Below are 18695 nucleotides of genomic sequence, written 5' to 3'. Positions count from 1 at the left end.
CCTCCTTGGTCTTACTAAATTATACCATATATAGTAATTATATTCACTTTCTTCTTTCCCTCTTAATTGATAGTTCATCTATAACATTTAACTATTTTTTTATAAAAAGAAAAACCTAATTCCTTAGTAGGAAATGGGTTTTATTATTCTCCTTTTACGAAAATACAATATCAATATCATCAACAATTCCACCATCTATTAATCCATCAGCCACCATATTTCTTAAGATAGACATACTTTTTTCATGTGTCAGACCTTTCCTATAAGGTCTTTCTTCCATCAAAGCTTGATATATATCAAGACACATAATTAGTCTAGAATTAAAATCCAGTTTATCACCAGTTAACCCAAATGGATACCCTGAACCGTCTAATTTTTCATGATGATTACATGCCCATTCTGTTATATCCTTAAATTCATCAATACTGGATAAGCTAATTCTACTGAAATATGAATGCTGCTTAATTAAATAGAACTCTGTTTCATCTAATTTGCCGTTCTTATCAATTATATCATTACTAATAGCTAATTTACCTAAATCATGTAAGTTAGCAGCTATTTTTAATTTTAATATCTCAATATTATCTTTTTTATAGTATTTTCCCAGGGTTTCAGTTTTTGTAGCTAATCCTTGGGAATGTCTTAATGTAAACGCTGATTTATTATCAATGACTAAAGAAAAAATCTTAGTTACCTGCTCTAATTCTTCCCATGACATAGTCATATTAATATTAGGTGTAGTTCTAGATATAGCATTACAGATAAAATCATTGTTAAGATCTAACCAAAAACTTGATTTTTTACTGACTTCTAGAAAAGTATCAACTATTATTGGCGAAAAAAGTTTCCCTGATTGTTCCTTTACATACTTATTTATTTTACATATCTTAGGATAATCAGTATTATTAAGATTAAATACATTATCTAAACGATCTCCCAAAAATATTAATTGAGACATTAATGGTATTTCATCTTTTTCCTTTCCAAAAAAACCTTTTCCGTTGTATGTTTCATGGTGGTATTTGATCACATTAGTGACATCTGTCAAGAAAGGATAGTCTGTAACGTTTTCTTCACCTATTATACAGTGTTCCTTTACATTTTCTAGGACAAGTTTTCTCTTGTTGGTGTTAGTAATAGCTGCTTCTTTTAACATGTATTCAGTGACCCCATTGTCATGAAGTACACAACAAGCAACTAAATCGAATCTTTCTTTTTTATTCATGTTAAGTCGTTCACCTATAGTATTAGCTATATATGCTACCCTTTTTGAATGATTAGAGGTGACACCTAATATATCCATTTCTACAAAATCCAATGTGTAAGATAATGATAGTAAAAGTTTATTTAAATTTATTTCCATGATTAAAACCTCACTATTTGCTATGTTAGTTATTACATATGATTTTAGATTGATTTAAGTCATTTAGTTAGACACATAATGTATTGTATCAAGTAATCTTTTTATAGTTTTGCCGCATTCATTAGCATAGGTACTATTTGTTTTTTCCTAGAGAATACATTAGGTAAGAATATACTGATATCTTCCTTGTCCATATTAAATGCGTTTTCAGCTATCCATCTTTCTTTTCCTATAGCAAGGATTTCCGTACCTCCTACAACAATATCAGTAATCATTAATACTACTAGGTCAATATTATCCACGTCACATATTTTGTTCATCTCACTAGTTATGTCATTGAATATAGTGTAAAATCCTGCAAAATCTCCAGTGTTTATCTGTGATATCATAACTTTGTATTTACCAAACATAAATTTCTTCATATCATTGTTAATAATATTTTCTGGAGTTTCTTCCCTTAATGAAGAACCTGCTGTTATTAGTTTCATTCCATATTTATGAAGATCCACCCCTGCTATTTTACTTAATAATCTACCTATTCTTCTATCTTCTTTTGTACTTGTTGGAGATTTAAATAATAGTGTATCAGATATTATTGCACTCAACATAATACCTGCCATTTCTTTTGTTATTGTGATATTGTTTTCTTCATACATCTTAGCAACTATAGTACATGTACACCCTAATGGTTCTATCCTGAAATACAGTGGAGCCATTGTTTGAACATTAGCTACTCTATGGTGATCTACAACTTCAACGATTTCAGTTTCTTCAATACCTTCTATTGATTGACTCTTTTCATTATGATCCATCAATATTACTTTCTTCCTATTAATATCTATTAAATTACTTCTTGAAATCATACCCTTTATGAATCCAAATTCATCAACAACAGGGAACCTTCTATGTCTTGACGTCAACATATTGTTTTTGACATCGTCTATGGTTTCATAAGTAACAAAATATTCTAGTGCTTCTTTTTTTACCATAGTTTTTATAGGTACGCTGTACCCAATTAATTTTACTATTTCATAGACACTGTACTTAGTAGTTAATATAACCCCTTCATATGAATCCCCACCGTTTATCACATCATTTTCATTATAATTCCCTAATATCATACAACATCCATTGGTTTCATATTCCTTAATGATATCTGTTTTACGGTCAGCTATAACTATATCGTCTTGAGTCAATTCTATGTCCCCAGTTAAATCAGAAGCTAAATAAACATTTCCCATAATATTATTGTGTTGATATTTTCCCATTAAAATCTCTGCTTTTAATTCTATCATCAAATTTTTAAATGGGGTGTTCAAATCTTTTAAGACCGTTTTACTAGTCATCTCCAAGTATGGGGGAACTATGTCAGAGATAGACACTATGCCGATTAATCTTTCATTTTCATCTACTACGGGAATTGAACGTCCTATTTTACTTATGATCTTCTCCAACGTTTGTTTAACAGTATCTGTTTCATGAGCAACTACAGTGGTTGGTAGATTAAGGTCTGATACTTGGGGATTAAGACCTTTTAAGAGCATAGGCTTGTCTACATTAAAATAATTGAGTGCAAAAGTAGTTTCCTTATTAATTGCTCCTAATCTAGCAGCTATATAGTTATCATACCCTAATTGTTTTTTTAGATTTTCATAAGCTATTGTTGAACATATGGAATCTGTATCTGGATTTTTATGACCAAATATATATATTTTATTCATTTTATCTCTTCTCTCTACTATATTTAAGCTATTTTTTTGTTAGTAAAACATAAGCAGAAAAAGCTTTATAGGCTTATCATTAGATTAATTCTACCAAAATAGTCCATCGTGTGCAATTATAATAATTAATTATACATATTAATTTGATTTATAATAGAAATATAGCCCTATTAATAATTAAATTTTATTGGAAAAATTGTATATATTTGTTATAATGTATCTAAGTTAATATTTATAGGGGTGAGATTGTGACAAAGTATACAGCAAAAAAAATTAATACAATAGATGCTACTAAAGGAATGGTTTTAGCTGAAGATGTTATATATTCAAATGGGTTATTATTATTTCCAAAGAATACTACACTTACAGATAAGCATATCCATAAGTTATCTCTATATAACATTAGATTTTTATATATCAAAGATTGTATAGAAGAGCTAATTTATACAAAGTCCCCCATAAAACGGGAACTTACACCACAGCAGATTAGAACAAAACAGAATTTCATCAAATTCAGTAAAGATTATGAAATACAAGAAACCAAAGTTAAAGACAATCTTAATCAAATTAGTGATGGTAAGAGTGTTAAGATTACTGATTTGTTTTCAATAAGTTCAAATCTAGTACAAGATCTTGGAAATCAAAGTGATTTGTTCAGTCATTTATGCCATCTCAAAATTTCTGACGATTCTACGTATACCCATAGTCTTAATGTATCTATGTTATGTAATATATTTGCACAATGGCTTCATTTTAACGATTCAGAGGTAGAAGCTTTAACTGTAGCTGGACTTTTACATGACATAGGTAAAATGAAGATAGATCCTAAGATCCTTAATAAACCTGGTAAATTGACCCCAGAAGAATTTGAAATAATTAAACAACATCCAAAGATAGGATATGATATGGTTAAAGATAAAGATATGCATGACGGTATCAAGCAAGCTATTTTACTTCATCATGAAAAAATGAATGGTTCAGGTTATCCCTTTGGTTTAAAATGGGACAAGATCCATCCTTATGCCAAGATTATTTCCATAGTGGATATATACGATGCCATGACATCAGAACGTACATATCATCAACGCTATTCTCCTTTTCGAGTTATAAAAATATTCGAAGACGAATGTTATGGTATTCTGGATACTCATTACATGTATACTTTTTTAGAGCATATCGCTCATAATTATATTGGAAATATTGCAAGGTTATCTACAGGTGAAGAATGTGAAATAAAATTTATCCACAAAAAATCACCATCAAGACCTATCGTTCAGGTTGATAATGTTCTATTGGATTTGGAACAAGAGAATAATATTTTCATTGAAGAAATACTGTAAGAGTAGTTATTTTTATATACTTTCTACTTTTATTTGATTTTATTAGAGATAGATTTTGTCTAAATGGCAAACTCTATCTCTATGTTTTCTACTATTCACCAAAATATCTGATGTTTTTTAAATAATTCTTCCAAATCTTCATTTTCTAAAGTATCTACAACAGAAATACTAACGTCATCTTTTGATAGGTGTTTGTCTTGTAGATATTTATCTAATAGGTTTCTTTCCTTATGGCTGTTATATAAAGTGCATATAATATTACCCTCTTTATCTTTAACAAAAATATAATCCTCGTCAATTAATACTTTCTCTAATCCTTCAGCTATAGTATTAAATGATTCCGTTAAATTATCTATTATATTCAATTTTAATCACTCCTAGTCTCATCTGGATACTTTCTTCATATCTATTAATATTAGGATGTGTAATTATTGTTGGAATATGCAGCATTCAAGAAATGGGACTATTTCGACTATTGGCTATATTCATTTTTATTTTTTAATTATCCTTGACTTATATGTGAAAATAGATATAATTAATTCGTAATCAGTTTAGTAATACTAAGTTATAAGTTTAGTAATAAAATTTCTACTCTTGTGGACATACTTCATTCACTTGGCACTGACCTAAATGATTTTTTCAGTGACCTTGAAGATGAACAGATTGTCTTTAAGAAAAATGATTATATTGTTAAAGTGATAATCAACTACATAATGAAGAATCCTCATGAAGGTGAAGAATTTGGTTATGTTATAAGAGGAAGTATAGACATTCATATAGGAAGCAAAGCCTATAATTTCAAGAAAGGAGAATCTTTTTACTTCTCTGCTTCCAAAAAACACTATATTACTAATAGAGGTAATACCCCTTCGGAAATTATATGGGTAAGTTCACCCCCTAGTTTTTAAAATATAAAAAAAGGGAGCCGATATTCATGAGTAAGAATATAATTGATTTAATGAGCATTTCAAAATCATATGATAATAATTTGATACTTAATGACATGAATCTATCTATTAGAAAAAATGAATTTTTGACTTTACTTGGCCCAAGCGGATGTGGCAAGACTACAACTCTTCGTATAATTGGTGGTTTTATCAATCCAGATAGAGGCAAAGTCGTTTTTGAAGATAAAGATATAACAAAAGCTCCACCATATAAACGAAACTTAAATACCGTTTTTCAGAAATATGCTCTTTTTTCACATCTTAATGTGTATGATAATATTGCTTTTGGATTAAAAATAAAAAAAATGTGTAAAAATGATATAAGATCTAAGGTAGGTTCGGTTCTTGAACTTGTTAACCTAAAAGGATTTGAGAATAGAACTATTCAATCCTTAAGCGGTGGTCAGCAGCAAAGAATAGCAATTGCTCGTGCCATAGCAAATGAGCCTAAGGTACTTTTATTAGATGAGCCTCTTGGAGCACTTGACTTAAAACTACGTAAAGATATGCAATATGAATTAAAAAGAATTCAACGAGAATTAGGTATTACTTTTATATATGTAACCCACGACCAAGAAGAGGCTCTTACTATGTCAGATACAGTTGTAGTAATGAATAATGGCTTAATTCAGCAAATAGGTTCACCTGAGAATATTTATAACGAACCTTCTAATGCTTTCGTTGCAAATTTTATTGGAGAGAGTAATATTATAGAAGGTATTATGCGAAAAGATTGTTTAGTAAATTTCTTTAATAAAAATATCCCCTGTGTTGATAAAGGATTTGGGGCTAATGAACCTGTTGATATAGTTATTCGACCAGAGGATGTTGAAGTTGTTTCTATTGAAGAAGGTTTATTTACTGGTAAAATAACATCTTCAATATTTAAGGGAGTCTATTATGAAATGAATATCTATTCTAATGGATATAATTGGATGGTACACAATACGAAAACTATAGATGTGGGCAGTAAGGTTGGTATTAATGTGATACCATTTAATATTCACATTATGAAAAAAATGGGAAAGGAATGATTCTAATATGAAAAAGAGTTTTATATCTACTCCATATCTCCTGTGGATAGTTATTTTTAATATAGTTCCACTTGGTATGCTTTTATATTATGGGTTATCTGTTCCTTCTCCTAATGGAGTCACTTTTTCAATGAATAATATTACAAAAGTAGTTGAGCCTATATATATAAAAGCAATGTGGCGTTCAATTAAGCTAGCAGGGATTAGTACAATTATATGTCTTATACTAGCTTACCCACTAGCTCTAATTTTTGCTAAGAAATCCACTAGCACAAGTACAATGATTTTCGTTTTTATATTACCTATGTGGATGAATTTTTTACTTAGAACTTATGCTTGGATTTCTATACTTGAAATCAACAATGGCTTACTTAATACTGTACTTAGATTTATTAATTTACCAACACTTAATATTATGAGTACTTCCTATGCTATTGTCCTAGGAATGGTTTATAATTTTTTACCATTTATGATTCTACCTATTTATAACACTCTTATCAAAATTGATGTTTCATTACTTGAAGCTGCTTCTGACCTTGGAGCAAACTCTTTAGTTGCATTTTTGAAAGTGACTTTACCTCTAAGTATTCCTGGTGTTATAAGTGGTATATCAATGGTATTTATGCCAGCTGTTACTTCATTCGTTATTCCAAACTTGTTAGGTGGAGGAAAGATCAATCTTATAGGTAATATGATTGAAAATCAATTTTTGGCGAATTATGATTGGCATTTTGGCTCATCATTATCATTGATATTAATGGTTATAATATTAATAACTATGGCTGTCTTATCTAGATTCGAAAATGATGATAAGGAGGTCTCTCTATGTTAAAAAGATCTATAGAAAAATTATATCTATTTATTATATTTGCATTTTTATATACTCCTATAATTACTTTAATTATTTATTCATTTAATAAATCCAAATTACGTTCAAAATGGGGTGGGTTTTCACTTAGATGGTATGAGAGTATGTTAAGTAATCCTTCTATTTCAACCGCTCTTTATTATACATTATTAGTGGCTCTATTATCTGCTTTAATTGCTACAATAATAGGTACACTTGCGGCTCTTGGTATTAGTCATATGAAAACTTTTTATAAAAGAATAGTTATGAATCTGACTTACATTCCAGTACTAAACCCAGATATTGTCACTGGTATTTCCTTAATGTTATTATTTATTTTTGTTCGTCTAAGACTTGGTTTTACTACTATGTTATTGGCACATATAACTTTTAATATTCCTTATGTTATACTCTGTGTATTGCCTAAGATTAAGCAACTTAACAAACATACTTATGAAGCCGCTCTTGATCTTGGTGCTACTAAGATGTACGCTATAGTAAAGGTTATATTACCTGAAATTATGTCAGGAGTTATAACAGGCTTCTTATTAGCTTTTACATTATCATTAGATGATTTTGTCATTAGTTATTTTACAACTGGTAACGGTGTATCTAACTTATCTATGACTATCTATACGATGACTAAACGTGGTGTAAGACCGGAGATTAATGCACTTTCCACACTTATGTTTGTTAGTATATTGGTTCTATTACTTATAATAAACAAAAGGACTAAACCCAGCAAGAAAAATGACTATATTAGTCTATAATATTTGGATAAATCAAGGAGGAAAAAAATGAAAAGAATAATTTCTTTAATATTAGTATTTATAACTGCTATTTCTTTATTTACAGCGTGCAAAAAAGATGACACAGTTACACTTAATATATATAATTGGGGTGATTACATTGATGAATCTATTTTTAAAACATTTACAGATGAAACAGGTATTAAAATTAGTTATAATCTATTTGATTCTAATGAAGGTATGTATGCTAAGTTAAAATCCGGGGGTACAGCTTATGATGTTCTTATCCCATCTGATTATATGATTCAAAAACTAATTGAAGAAGATATTCTGTTAAAAATTGATTTTGATAATGTACCTAATTATGAATACATTGATGATAAATTCAAAAATCTTGCATATGATTCCACTAACGAATATTCTATTCCTTATATGTGGGGAACTGTAGGCATTCTATATAATAAAGATATGGTTGATGAAACAGTTGATAGTTGGGATATTCTGTGGAATGAAAAGTATAATCAATCAATTGTTATGCAAGATAGTGTGAGAGATGCTTTTGCAGTTGCTCTTAAAAAGCTTAATTACTCACTTAATTCTATAAGTGAAACAGAACTTGAGGAGGCAAAGCAACTATTAATTAAGCAAAAACCTCTTGTGAATGGATATGTTAATGATCAAGTTAAAGACAAAATGGTTGGTAATGAAGCTGCTTTAGCTGTTATATACTCAGGTGATGCTATTGTTACAAGCAAACTAAATGAATCACTTAAGTATATTATTCCAAAAGAAGGAAGTAATCTATGGTTTGATGCAATGTGTATCCCAAAAACTTCAAAGCATAAAAAAGAAGCTGAAATGTTCTTAAACTTTTTGTGTAGAGAAGATATTGCTCTTGCTAATGTTAATTATATTGGTTATTCTACACCTCATGTTGGTGCAAAAAAATTGTTACCAAAAGAGTTATTAAACAACAAAGCTTCATATCCTCCAGAGGAAGTATTAAAAAGATGTGAAGTGTTTATTGATCTAGGACCAACAATTACTAAGATGTATAATGATAAGTGGACTGAGGTTAAGTCGAAATAAATTCTAAATATAGGCTTTCTAAAACTGTCTATAAAAATAAAAAGCGTAGTAATTATGATGGACACTACTACGCTTTCTATTTCTTTTATCTAACTATGAATAATTGTACCGCTTTCACCCTTTATAACAAGAGGTGCTTTCTCTAAAGAAGCGATAACTGCACGTCTTCCTTCTCCACTCTTAACAAAATCAATAGCTGCCTGAACTTTTGGTAGCATACTACCTGGTGCAAAATGTCCTTCAGCACAATATTTTTCTGCTTCTTCAACTGATATATCCTCTAGATCTTTTTGGTCAGGTTTACCCCAGTTAATAGACACTCTATCTACTGCTGTTAAAATAAAAAGAAAATCTGCATCAACAACTTCTGCAAGCTTTGCAGATGCGAAATCTTTGTCTATTACTGCTGGAACTCCCACGTAATCTCCATTTTCATCTTCAACTACTGGAACACCACCGCCACCGCAAGCTATGACTATAAATTCATTATCTAACATATTAACGATAGAATCTTTTTCGATAATTGTTTTAGGTTTTGGTGATGGAACCATTCTTCTATAACCTCTACCTGCATCATCTTTGATAACTAGTCCTTCATTAGCTTCCATAAGCTTATTAGCTTCTTCTTCTGTATAATAACTTCCTATAGGTTTAGTTGGATTTTTGAATGCTTCATCTTCTTTATCTACTCCTATTTGAGTTATTACAGTAGCCACATGCCAAGGCATTCCTTGTTTTAGAAGCTCTTTTTTTATTCCTTTTTGTAGATGATAGCCAATGTACCCTTGGCTCATAGCTGTACATTCAGGAAGTTCAAATGGAACTATTTTATCGTTATTCTTTGAAGCTTCTTCAAAAGCTAAGTTAATCATACCAACTTGTGGTCCATTACCATGACAAATAATGATTTCATTTCCTTGAGCTATTAGATTGACTAATGCTTTTGATGCAATAGCTACTTTTTCTTCTTGCTCTTTTGGATTTTTTCCTAAAGCATTTCCACCAAGAGCAATTACAATTCTGTGTAGTGCATTTTTATAAGACATTTTTATTCTCCTTTATATATTACTGCTTTGTTATGTCGATTCGATTATATAAAATAAGAACTTAAAAGAGGCTATCGTATAATACATTTTTTATGTTAATATAGAGGAAGATATACTAGCATTAAAATGTATTATCTGACAGCCCCTTTTTAGCATATCATTTATTTCTATCTTTTACTTTTTCTATATAGGATCAAACCATATAGTGTTGTAATACTTGTTCCAATAATCAATGTAAGGTGATATAGAGGATCCCATCCTTCACCTGTTACAAATAATAGAATAATACCAACTGCAATAAATAAAAATCCAATAGTACTTGCAAAGTAAAGTCCAAATTTGCCAAATGGAACTTTATATGGTCTAGGTGTATCTGCATCCTTATTTCTTAGTTTAACTGCCGCTGGGAACAACCATAGATAAGGCAAGAAAAATACTAAGAAGCTAAATGATAAAATAGTCCAAAAAGCATCATTAGCACTTCCGCTAAGCGCAAAGTTAAATAATATTAATACAGTTGAAATAACACCCATTAATATATATGAATAATCTGGAGTATTGTACTTAGCATTTCTATGTCCAAGAACTTTTGTCTTCTTAGTAAATTCTGCTTCATCAAGAACTTCAACTCCACCTAATGTCCAAGATATCATATTGGATACAAGAGTAAAAAGTGCTATAACAATAATAACATTAAATACTGCTGTTTGTGCTCCTCCAAATACGCTACAAAGTTCTCTTATTGCAATTAAGAAACCATCAAGTGGATCAATTGCATCTGCTGGGATAGCAACTAACACACCAAATGTACCAATAATGTAAAGAGCTGCAATAAGTATACCTGCTAAAACAGTCATCTTTGGAATATTCTTTCCAGGATTATCAATCTCTGATGCAATGGAGCTAATCAGCTCAAAACCTAAAAGGTTATAAACAATAGCTGAACTAAATGCAATAGTATCAAAGTCAAATGTCAATGCAAAACTTGATAAAGAGAAGTCATTAGCAAAACCATTTTGAATACCATATACAACTCCTAATAAACCAAATACAACCAATAAACTAACTTTTAAGATAGCTGCGATATTAGTAACCGTAATACTAAGGTCAACTCCTCTAATACCGATATAAACTACTACCCAACACATTATTATAGCTATACCTCCAGAAGCCCACATACTCATATTAGGTGCAAAAGCCAATGCAAACCACGTACTAAATGCTATGAATACTGCTGGCATCCAAAAAGCTACGTTTACCCAATAGAACCAAGCTACTAAAGTTGCTTGCAATTCACCAAATGCTCTTTTAACCCATGCGTATATACCACCATCTTCTGGATATGCCGCACCTAACTCTGCGTTAATTAAACCATAAGGTATAAAGAATAAAAGTGCTGTTAGAAGCCAAACTGTTATAGATGATACACCCATAGCAGCTGGTGCTACAAATGTATCCAATACAACTATACCACACACTGTAAATGAAACCATTTTAAACAAACTTACTTTTTTTTGTTCCATGTTACCTCTCCTTTACTTTTAGGATATGATTTTATTTATTTTTTTGCCCTAAAGGTTGTTGTTGAGTAATACAATGAATATTTCCTCCACCGAGTATTATCTCCCTTGCATAAATCCCAACAATTTCTCTATTAGGAAATACATCACTTAAAGTTTCAATAGCTTTTTTATCATAAATATCATCACCAAATAAAGGTAAAATTACAGCTTTATTAGCGATATAAAAATTTGCATAAGAGGCAGCTTGTCTATCTCCTTCATTTCTTGGTAGAGTACCATCTACAGCATCTACTCCTTCACTTTCTTCCTTAGTGATTAATACTTCTCTTGGAATGTGCAACTTATGAATTGTAATCTTTCTTCCTTTAGCATCTGTTTCATTAGATAAATAATCAAAAGCTGCTTTTGAAAGTGGGTATTGTGGATCATTTTCATCATCTGTCCAACCAAGAGCTAATACTCCTGGTGCACAGTAATGAACAATATTATCTACATGTTCATTAGTCTCATCAAGATAAATACCATTTGGAAGCCATAATACTTTGTCTACGCCCATATATTCTTTTAATGTATTTTCTATTTCTTCTTTTGACATATGAGGATTTCTACTTTCATCAAGTAGACACGCCTCTGTTACAATTGCTGTTCCATCACCATCAGAATGAATTGAACCACCTTCTAATATAAAATCTTCTAATGAATAGTAATCTATGTTTTCAATTTCACAAACTTTTCTAGCTACTTTGTCATCTTTATCCCAAGGGAAGTAAAGACCATCTACTAATCCTCCCCAAGCATTAAAACGCCAATCTACACCACGAACATCTAAAGCATCATTTACCACAAATGTAGGTCCAACATCTCTCATCCATGAATCATCATTAGACATTTCTACTACACGTACATTGCTACTTAGGGCTTCTCTTGCTGCTTCGTATTGTCTCTCTGAAACACACATTGTTACTTCTTCGTATCTAGCAATTGTTTCTGCTACTTCTACAAATGCTTTTTGTGCTGGCTTAGCACCTAATCTCCAGTTGTCAGTTCTCTCAGGCCAAATCATCCAACAACCTTTGTGTGCTTCAAATTCACCTGGCATTCTATAACCATCTTTTTTTGGTGTACTATTTTTAATTTTATTTGACATACTTTATCCTCCAATATCTAAATTATCGTTGGCTGTAATTTTATAGTTTACCTAAAAAATCATTTATTTTATCAGCGTGTATCTTTTTAACTTCTTCACTTGGAGTTTTCATATATTTATGAGTAAAGTATACAAGTATAGCCATCTGTGCTGTCAATCTATTTTCCGCTTCATCAAAAGCAACACAATATTCTCCTTCTAACGCTTCTCTAGTTACCTCTTCTTTATCGTTAGCTGGTAAACAATGAAGTAACATAGCTCCTGGCTTTGCTTTGCTCATTAATTCTTCAGTAATTACATAATCTGGCATAAATGCATTTAATCTTTCTTCTTTTTCATCTAATTGAGTTACCCAGTAGAAACTATCTCCGTAAACTACATCACATTCTCTAATTTTTTCAACATCATCTGTTATTTCATATGATGCTCCTGATTCTTTACAGTATTCATCTGCTAAATCAAGCCATTCTTGTTCCATTTGATATTTTACAGGACCAATTTGTTTAAAGTTCATACCATATTTAGTACAAGTTAATAATAATGAACGGCAAACATCTGTAGCGTCACCCATGAATGCTAATGTTAAATCAGATAATTTTCTACCATCTGTAATATGCTCTTTTATAGTAAATAGGTCTGCAAGCATTTGAGTTGGATGGAATCTTGTATCTAGACCGTTGATAACTGGCACTGTTGACATTTTGCATAATGCATCAACTGTTTCAGGATCGTTTGTACGAGCCATTACTATATCACACATTCTTGATAATACTCTTGCTGTATCGTCAATAGACTCTTTTGCTCCAAGATGGATATCTCTAGGTGATAAGAATAATCCATGTCCACCAAGAAGTGTCGCTGCAACTTCAAAAGAAACTCTTGTTCTTGTTGAGCCAGCTTCAAATATCATACCAACTGATTTATCTTCAAAAAGCTTAGGAATTGCATGATCTTTTCTTGCGTCTTTTAACAATGCCATAAGCTCCATCATGTCATCCATTTCTTTAGTTGTGAAATCTTTCATTGATATCATGTGTTTCATATTTTCTTTGTTTAAATTAGTTGCACTTGAGCTTGGTAATTTCATAATAATTCTCCTTTAGTGTAATATTTAGTATTATTTTTTAATTATATTTATATATTTTGAATTATTATTCTATAATTAATAGAATCTAATTCATTATTGCTTACATATATATATTTCTTCTAAATCTCTAGCATTATTCTTATTTTTTGTACAGTAAGAAACAATAATTATTAAAATCAGGTTAATCAGTGCAGGTACCAAAGTGTAGAATTCCCATGGTTCAGGTATAATCGTTAATTGAGAAATACATCCAATTAGATTCACCAAAAGACCACCAATCATACCGGCAATAATTCCATATGTGTTCACCCACTTTGCTTTTAATGCAAAAACAAATGGGAAGAACAAAACACCAAATTGTAAAGTAAATGCAAATATAGTTAAATCATATATATTAGTACTAGCAAGTCCACATATAGCAGATAATACACCTACGATTATAACGAATATTTTTGTTGCTATTAACATTCTTTTGTCTCTACTTTTTGAATTACTGTCATCTTTTTTCATGAATAATGGTCGATATATATCATTGGAAAAAAGAACTGCTGTTGCAAAAAGCGAGGTGCTTGCACTTGATAGAATAGCTCCTAACAGTGATGCTACAAAAACACCAAGACCAACAGGGCCTAAAAGTTTTTTTGCTAAAAATGGAATAAGTAGCTCTGCATCATTTACAAAAAGGCTACCATCTAAGGTACCATTAGAAACTAAAGTAATACCAATAAGGGCAATAAATATTGGGATAAATCCAATTGTCCAATATAATCCTCCTGCGATTATCATTCCTTTTTTTGCAGTTTTTTCATCTTTTGCCATAAATGCTCTCTGAGCAATATCTGGACTTGGAATATTCCCAAGACTCATACCTATCCACATAGCAATATAGCTAATCCATGATGTAAGACTTTTTTCTCTTGGAAGTATGTTCCAGTAATTTTCTGGAGTATGAGCAATAACATTTGACATACCTCCTGCTACATTAAGACCAACTATCAGTATGCTTATAAGTCCAATAAAAATTATAATCATCTGTATGGCATCAGTCCAAACAACGGCTATAAGTCCACCCATATAGGTAAAGGTTACAACAACAATCGTTGCTATCAAAAAACCAAAGATTAAGTTAATATCAAATAGTATATTAAGTACTTTCCCAATGGCCAATAATTGTACTGATGTCCAAATAATATAAGTTGGTATCATAAGTGATGAAGCTAAATATCCCGTAGTCTTTCCAAATCTATAGGTGTAAAGTTCTCCAATAGACCTAATTTTCAGCCTTCTTAGAATCTTTACGAAGAAAAGACCAATAAGTATCAGGGCAAGTCCAGCTGCAAATGGATCTTCAACCACACCAAAGATACCATTATTATATGCAGCACCAGTGGCACCTATAATAGTGCCTCCACCCCAAAATGTGGCAAAAAGTGTTCCTACAATGAGCATTAGAGGTGCACCCCTACCTGCTATTAGATAATCATCTGAATTCTTTACTTTCTTACTAGCAATCTTTCCTACTGAAATTATACCAATAATAAAAAGTGTAATAATAATAAGTGGGATAAGGTTATCAAAGTCCATAGTATTTTATCCTTTCACTATTTTTGTAACCATTTTACACTATCCCTTTTAGATTCAGTATAAAGCCAAGTTATAATAGCTAAGTTTTTCTTATGTCCCTATACCTATTTCGTTAAAACTTGCAAGTCTAAATGGGGAAGCAAAACGTTTCTATGTCTTTATTATACATATGCACCATTAGTATGTCAACATTATTTTGTCCATTTTTTACTATTAATTATCTTTTTACAGCATTATCTATGACCTTATCGGACATTTGGTTGAGCGATACAGTGTACGGCTATTGCAAAATAGTTATATTGATGCTATAATACTGTTATTTATATTATGTAACATGTTAGGAGAATTATGTATGGCTAAGAAAATAAAATCTTTTGATCAGATAGATTATAAGATTATTAAAGAATTATCAAAAGACGCTAGAGCTTCCGCATCACATATTGCAAAAGTTATTAACGTGAATGAAAGAACTGTAAGAAGAAGAATCGCACACCTTGTTGAGACGAAAGCCATAAGGATTGCCACAATAGTTGATCCAAGCATGTTTGGTTACCATTCTATTGCAGACATTAATCTAAAAGTAGATGAGGAAATCTATGACGAGTTTGTAGAGTCTTGTAAGAAGAATCCCAATGTATGTTATATTGCATCTGGTTGGGGCAAAGCTAATCTTGCTATTGAAACAAGGTTTTTGGACAATGAAGAAATGCATGACTTTATTAATTTTACCCTCCCTCAAACAGAAGGAATTGAGGTAATTAATTTTTTTATTATTCCAAAAATTATTTATAATATCGATCACTGGTTGCCTGTTAAGAGTGATTTTAAGGAATAGTAGATGTGTGAATAAGCTACTATGATTGGGTATGTTATTACCAATTATAGTAGCTTAATATTACTATATGCCAATTAAATTTGTTCTATTTTTATTACACTCCTTGTACATTTCGAATAATTTAAAGCCTCTTCTCTTCACCGTAACAGAATAAATTCCTACATTTGATATTAATAATTAAATTAATTGTATAGACAAATATAATGTCTTAGTTCTATACCTGAAGCATGCTCATATACCACTTACTAAGATTATAGTTGCTATAATGAAGCCTCTTATTTTTTTATTCATTCACTTCAATCTTATGAGTTTCAATAAATTCCATGCCTTCTGAATTTGGATATGAGAAAACTTTGTTGATAACATAGTATAGTTTATTAGTAGAGTAATCGTAATAAAACTCATTAATTTCTTCAAGAACTTTAGCACCTACGTACAGTTCATTCATTTTATTACTTAAGTCTATTACATCAACGTTCTCTAAAAACTTATTTCTTCTTATTATAATATCGTTTTCATTAACTGCTTTTTTATACTCAAATCCTAGTTTATTTGAAGAATATTGTAATTTATTACCATCAACTATGACAATCGTTCGATCTGATGTTTTTATATCATCAATATAGTATGTTATTTTAATCAAACCATTGCCTTGCCCTTCTTGATATTCGTTACAAATTAACTTATATTTTCCCAAATCAGAATCAACTGTAACTTTACCTATGGTATTTAATATATATTTTTTATCCAACTGAAAGTTATTTCGTGTATTGATATTAATTTTTCCATCTATAGATTTCAAATTATTAACATCATAGTTTATTTTAGAGTCAGTTGTTTTAGAGTTCATTATTGTATCTTGTAATTTCATCATAATATTTCCACTTGATTTCTTTGATGTAGTGGCGTGTAAAATAAGATTTTCATCACCAATAATAACAATATTTGTTCCCAAATCCGATTCAGGAGAAGCAATTGATGCTAAATTAGCAGCTTCTTTTATACTAGAACCATTATAAAGTGCATTATGAAAACATCGTAGCCAATAGGGACCTCCTGTATTTCTTGAATGAATATAGCCATTGAAGCCTATTACTGTAGTTGCTCCTGCCGCTTTAGCTGCTGTGCATAAGTTATCTGATTTAGTTGCGGTTTTGCACCCAACAAATGAAATTAACTTTGTTTTGCGTAAATCTCGTCCGTCCAATCCTGCATATGTATATCCGCTACTAGATGATTTATAATCTTTGTCTTTATGTACACCACATTTATGTTCTTCATCATCAACAGTATCTCCTAATATAATTCTATTATAACATGCATGTCCATTAATAAAGACAATTGCACTACCTAGTCTATCATCACCCGCTGGATTATCTCCTCTAACATATGTATAAGTGGGATTATATGATTTATATGATGTATATCCCATCATCCCATATACTGCATTAGCATAATCAACATTCATTGTGAAATCACCTTCGTAATCTCTCGTCCAACATGAATCTTTCCCAAAATCATGTCCTAATGAGTATGCATATTCCGTTTCTGCATATACATACACTTGTAAAACTAAAATACTAAGCATAAAAATTGCTACTATCCTACAGTGTTTTTTCATATTTCATCATCCTCATTTCTTAAGATTTATTTATGTATTATTTTTATGCATGATTTTAGTTGTTTTTAAGTATTTTTAAAATGTATACCTAGAAGATATTTATGTAATTCATTAAAAATAATATACTATATTTTTAAATAAAAGTCACTAATATTATAAAATTCCAACTATTTTTGTATATGATTATAATCAAATATGATTTGAAATAATTGATGATAAATATTGTAAATATAATAAAATTCTCCCCCCTTTTATGACCAAAAAAAATTTTAAAGAGAATTAATGAGATAGCCATACGTATAATAAGTAGTCATAGATGGTTAACTTATCTTCTTGGGCATAATACTCTTATGTTTTGGGTAATGCTTAGTAGTATTAACGGAGTGATATGATTGTCATTATGGGGTTAGTCGCCTAAAGGGCGATAAAGGAAAAAGAGGGAAAACTCTTTTAATGTCATTTAGTCAAGAAAAGCATAAAGAGTTTTGTTCTTAAAATAGAACAAGGCTTTTTTTTCGGCAACGATTTTTAAAAAATACTTGTCAAATCATTAGAAAAATGTGGCGAAGCCTCTTAAATATACGTATTTTAGGAGGTTTCTATGAACGAATATGCTGATTTTATGTAAGCGTCAAACCTTGCACACATACTAATGCTAATCTCTATCTGGTATAATAAATAACAAAGCCTCACCTATAGTTGTTATATAAGTAGAGGCTCTGATGGTATTATTTTTTGATAGGTACTTTGCAATCATTAGGT

14 protein-coding genes and 1 pseudogene are annotated in these 18695 nt (G+C 30.5%); 6 read left to right on the top strand and 9 right to left on the bottom strand.

Going from position 1 to position 18695, the window contains the following annotated elements; genetic code table 11:
• Positions 1–154 precede the first annotated feature (154 nt).
• Positions 155–1363: an HD-GYP domain-containing protein gene (locus N4A55_RS14620; RefSeq protein ID WP_293757665.1), complete on the bottom strand. Its 1209-nt coding sequence runs from the start codon at positions 1361–1363 to the stop codon at positions 155–157.
• Positions 1364–1464: 101 nt separating this feature from the next.
• The gene (locus tag N4A55_RS14615) at positions 1465–3084 is read right to left on the bottom strand and encodes a putative manganese-dependent inorganic diphosphatase (RefSeq protein ID WP_293757663.1); all 1620 of its coding nucleotides are present in this window, start codon (positions 3082–3084) and stop codon (positions 1465–1467) included.
• 248 nt (positions 3085–3332) lie between these two features.
• Here N4A55_RS14615 and N4A55_RS14610 point away from each other — a divergent pair, with 248 nt between their 5' ends.
• Complete coding sequence (locus tag N4A55_RS14610) at positions 3333–4424, top strand: HD-GYP domain-containing protein (protein ID WP_293757661.1); 1092 nt, start codon at positions 3333–3335, stop codon at positions 4422–4424.
• A gap of 95 nt (positions 4425–4519) precedes the next feature.
• On the opposite strand, the gene N4A55_RS14605 is transcribed toward N4A55_RS14610, so the two are convergent.
• A complete protein-coding gene (locus N4A55_RS14605; protein WP_293757659.1) occupies positions 4520–4789 on the bottom strand; it encodes a hypothetical protein in 270 nt (89 codons plus the stop codon).
• Positions 4790–5020: 231 nt separating this feature from the next.
• On the opposite strand from N4A55_RS14605, the gene N4A55_RS14600 reads away from it, so the two are divergent.
• From N4A55_RS14600 to N4A55_RS17090, 4 genes and pseudogenes are all read left to right on the top strand, one after another.
• Positions 5021–5332 (top strand): cupin domain-containing protein, encoded by a 312-nt coding sequence (locus tag N4A55_RS14600; RefSeq protein WP_293757657.1) that lies wholly within the window; start codon positions 5021–5023, stop codon positions 5330–5332.
• Between the two features lie 26 nt (positions 5333–5358).
• Positions 5359–6405 (top strand): spermidine/putrescine ABC transporter ATP-binding protein, encoded by a 1047-nt coding sequence (potA, locus tag N4A55_RS14595; protein ID WP_293757655.1) that lies wholly within the window; start codon positions 5359–5361, stop codon positions 6403–6405.
• Positions 6406–6412: 7 nt separating this feature from the next.
• Positions 6413–7237, top strand: coding sequence for an ABC transporter permease (locus tag N4A55_RS14590; protein ID WP_293757653.1), 825 nt, complete (start codon positions 6413–6415; stop codon positions 7235–7237).
• Positions 7231–9090, top strand: a pseudogene (locus tag N4A55_RS17090) (extracellular solute-binding protein). Before N4A55_RS14590 ends, N4A55_RS17090 begins: the two are co-directional and overlap by 7 nt.
• An 89-nt stretch (positions 9091–9179) precedes the next feature.
• Here the strand turns inward: N4A55_RS17090 and arcC are convergent.
• From arcC to N4A55_RS14555, 5 genes are all read right to left on the bottom strand, one after another.
• Positions 9180–10136, bottom strand: coding sequence for a carbamate kinase (arcC, locus tag N4A55_RS14575; protein ID WP_293757647.1), 957 nt, complete (start codon positions 10134–10136; stop codon positions 9180–9182).
• 167 nt (positions 10137–10303) lie between these two features.
• A complete protein-coding gene (locus tag N4A55_RS14570) occupies positions 10304–11659 on the bottom strand; it encodes an APC family permease (protein ID WP_293757646.1) in 1356 nt (451 codons plus the stop codon).
• Positions 11660–11690: 31 nt separating this feature from the next.
• Positions 11691–12806 carry an agmatine deiminase gene (gene aguA, locus N4A55_RS14565; RefSeq protein ID WP_293757645.1) on the bottom strand — a complete coding sequence of 372 codons (1116 nt, stop codon included), beginning with the start codon at positions 12804–12806 and terminating at the stop codon, positions 11691–11693.
• 40 nt (positions 12807–12846) lie between these two features.
• On the bottom strand, positions 12847–13893 hold the full coding sequence (argF, locus tag N4A55_RS14560; RefSeq protein WP_293757644.1) for an ornithine carbamoyltransferase: 1047 nt from the start codon (positions 13891–13893) through the stop codon (positions 12847–12849).
• A 93-nt stretch (positions 13894–13986) separates the two neighbouring features.
• Complete coding sequence (locus N4A55_RS14555; RefSeq protein ID WP_293757643.1) at positions 13987–15477, bottom strand: sodium:solute symporter family transporter; 1491 nt, start codon at positions 15475–15477, stop codon at positions 13987–13989.
• Positions 15478–15829: 352 nt separating this feature from the next.
• Here N4A55_RS14555 and N4A55_RS14550 point away from each other — a divergent pair, with 352 nt between their 5' ends.
• Positions 15830–16312: an Lrp/AsnC family transcriptional regulator gene (locus N4A55_RS14550; protein WP_293757641.1), complete on the top strand. Its 483-nt coding sequence runs from the start codon at positions 15830–15832 to the stop codon at positions 16310–16312.
• Between the two features lie 283 nt (positions 16313–16595).
• Here the strand turns inward: N4A55_RS14550 and N4A55_RS14545 are convergent, their stop codons facing one another.
• The gene (locus tag N4A55_RS14545) at positions 16596–17933 is read right to left on the bottom strand and encodes a hypothetical protein (protein ID WP_293757640.1); all 1338 of its coding nucleotides are present in this window, start codon (positions 17931–17933) and stop codon (positions 16596–16598) included.
• Between the last annotated feature and the right edge of the window lie 762 nt (positions 17934–18695).

This window comes from Vallitalea sp., assembly GCF_025211055.1.
Classification (GTDB): Bacteria; Bacillota; Clostridia; order Lachnospirales; family Vallitaleaceae; genus Vallitalea.
The sequence above is the reverse complement of the archived record's forward strand: the minus strand, read 5'-3'. Positions and strand labels throughout refer to the sequence as shown.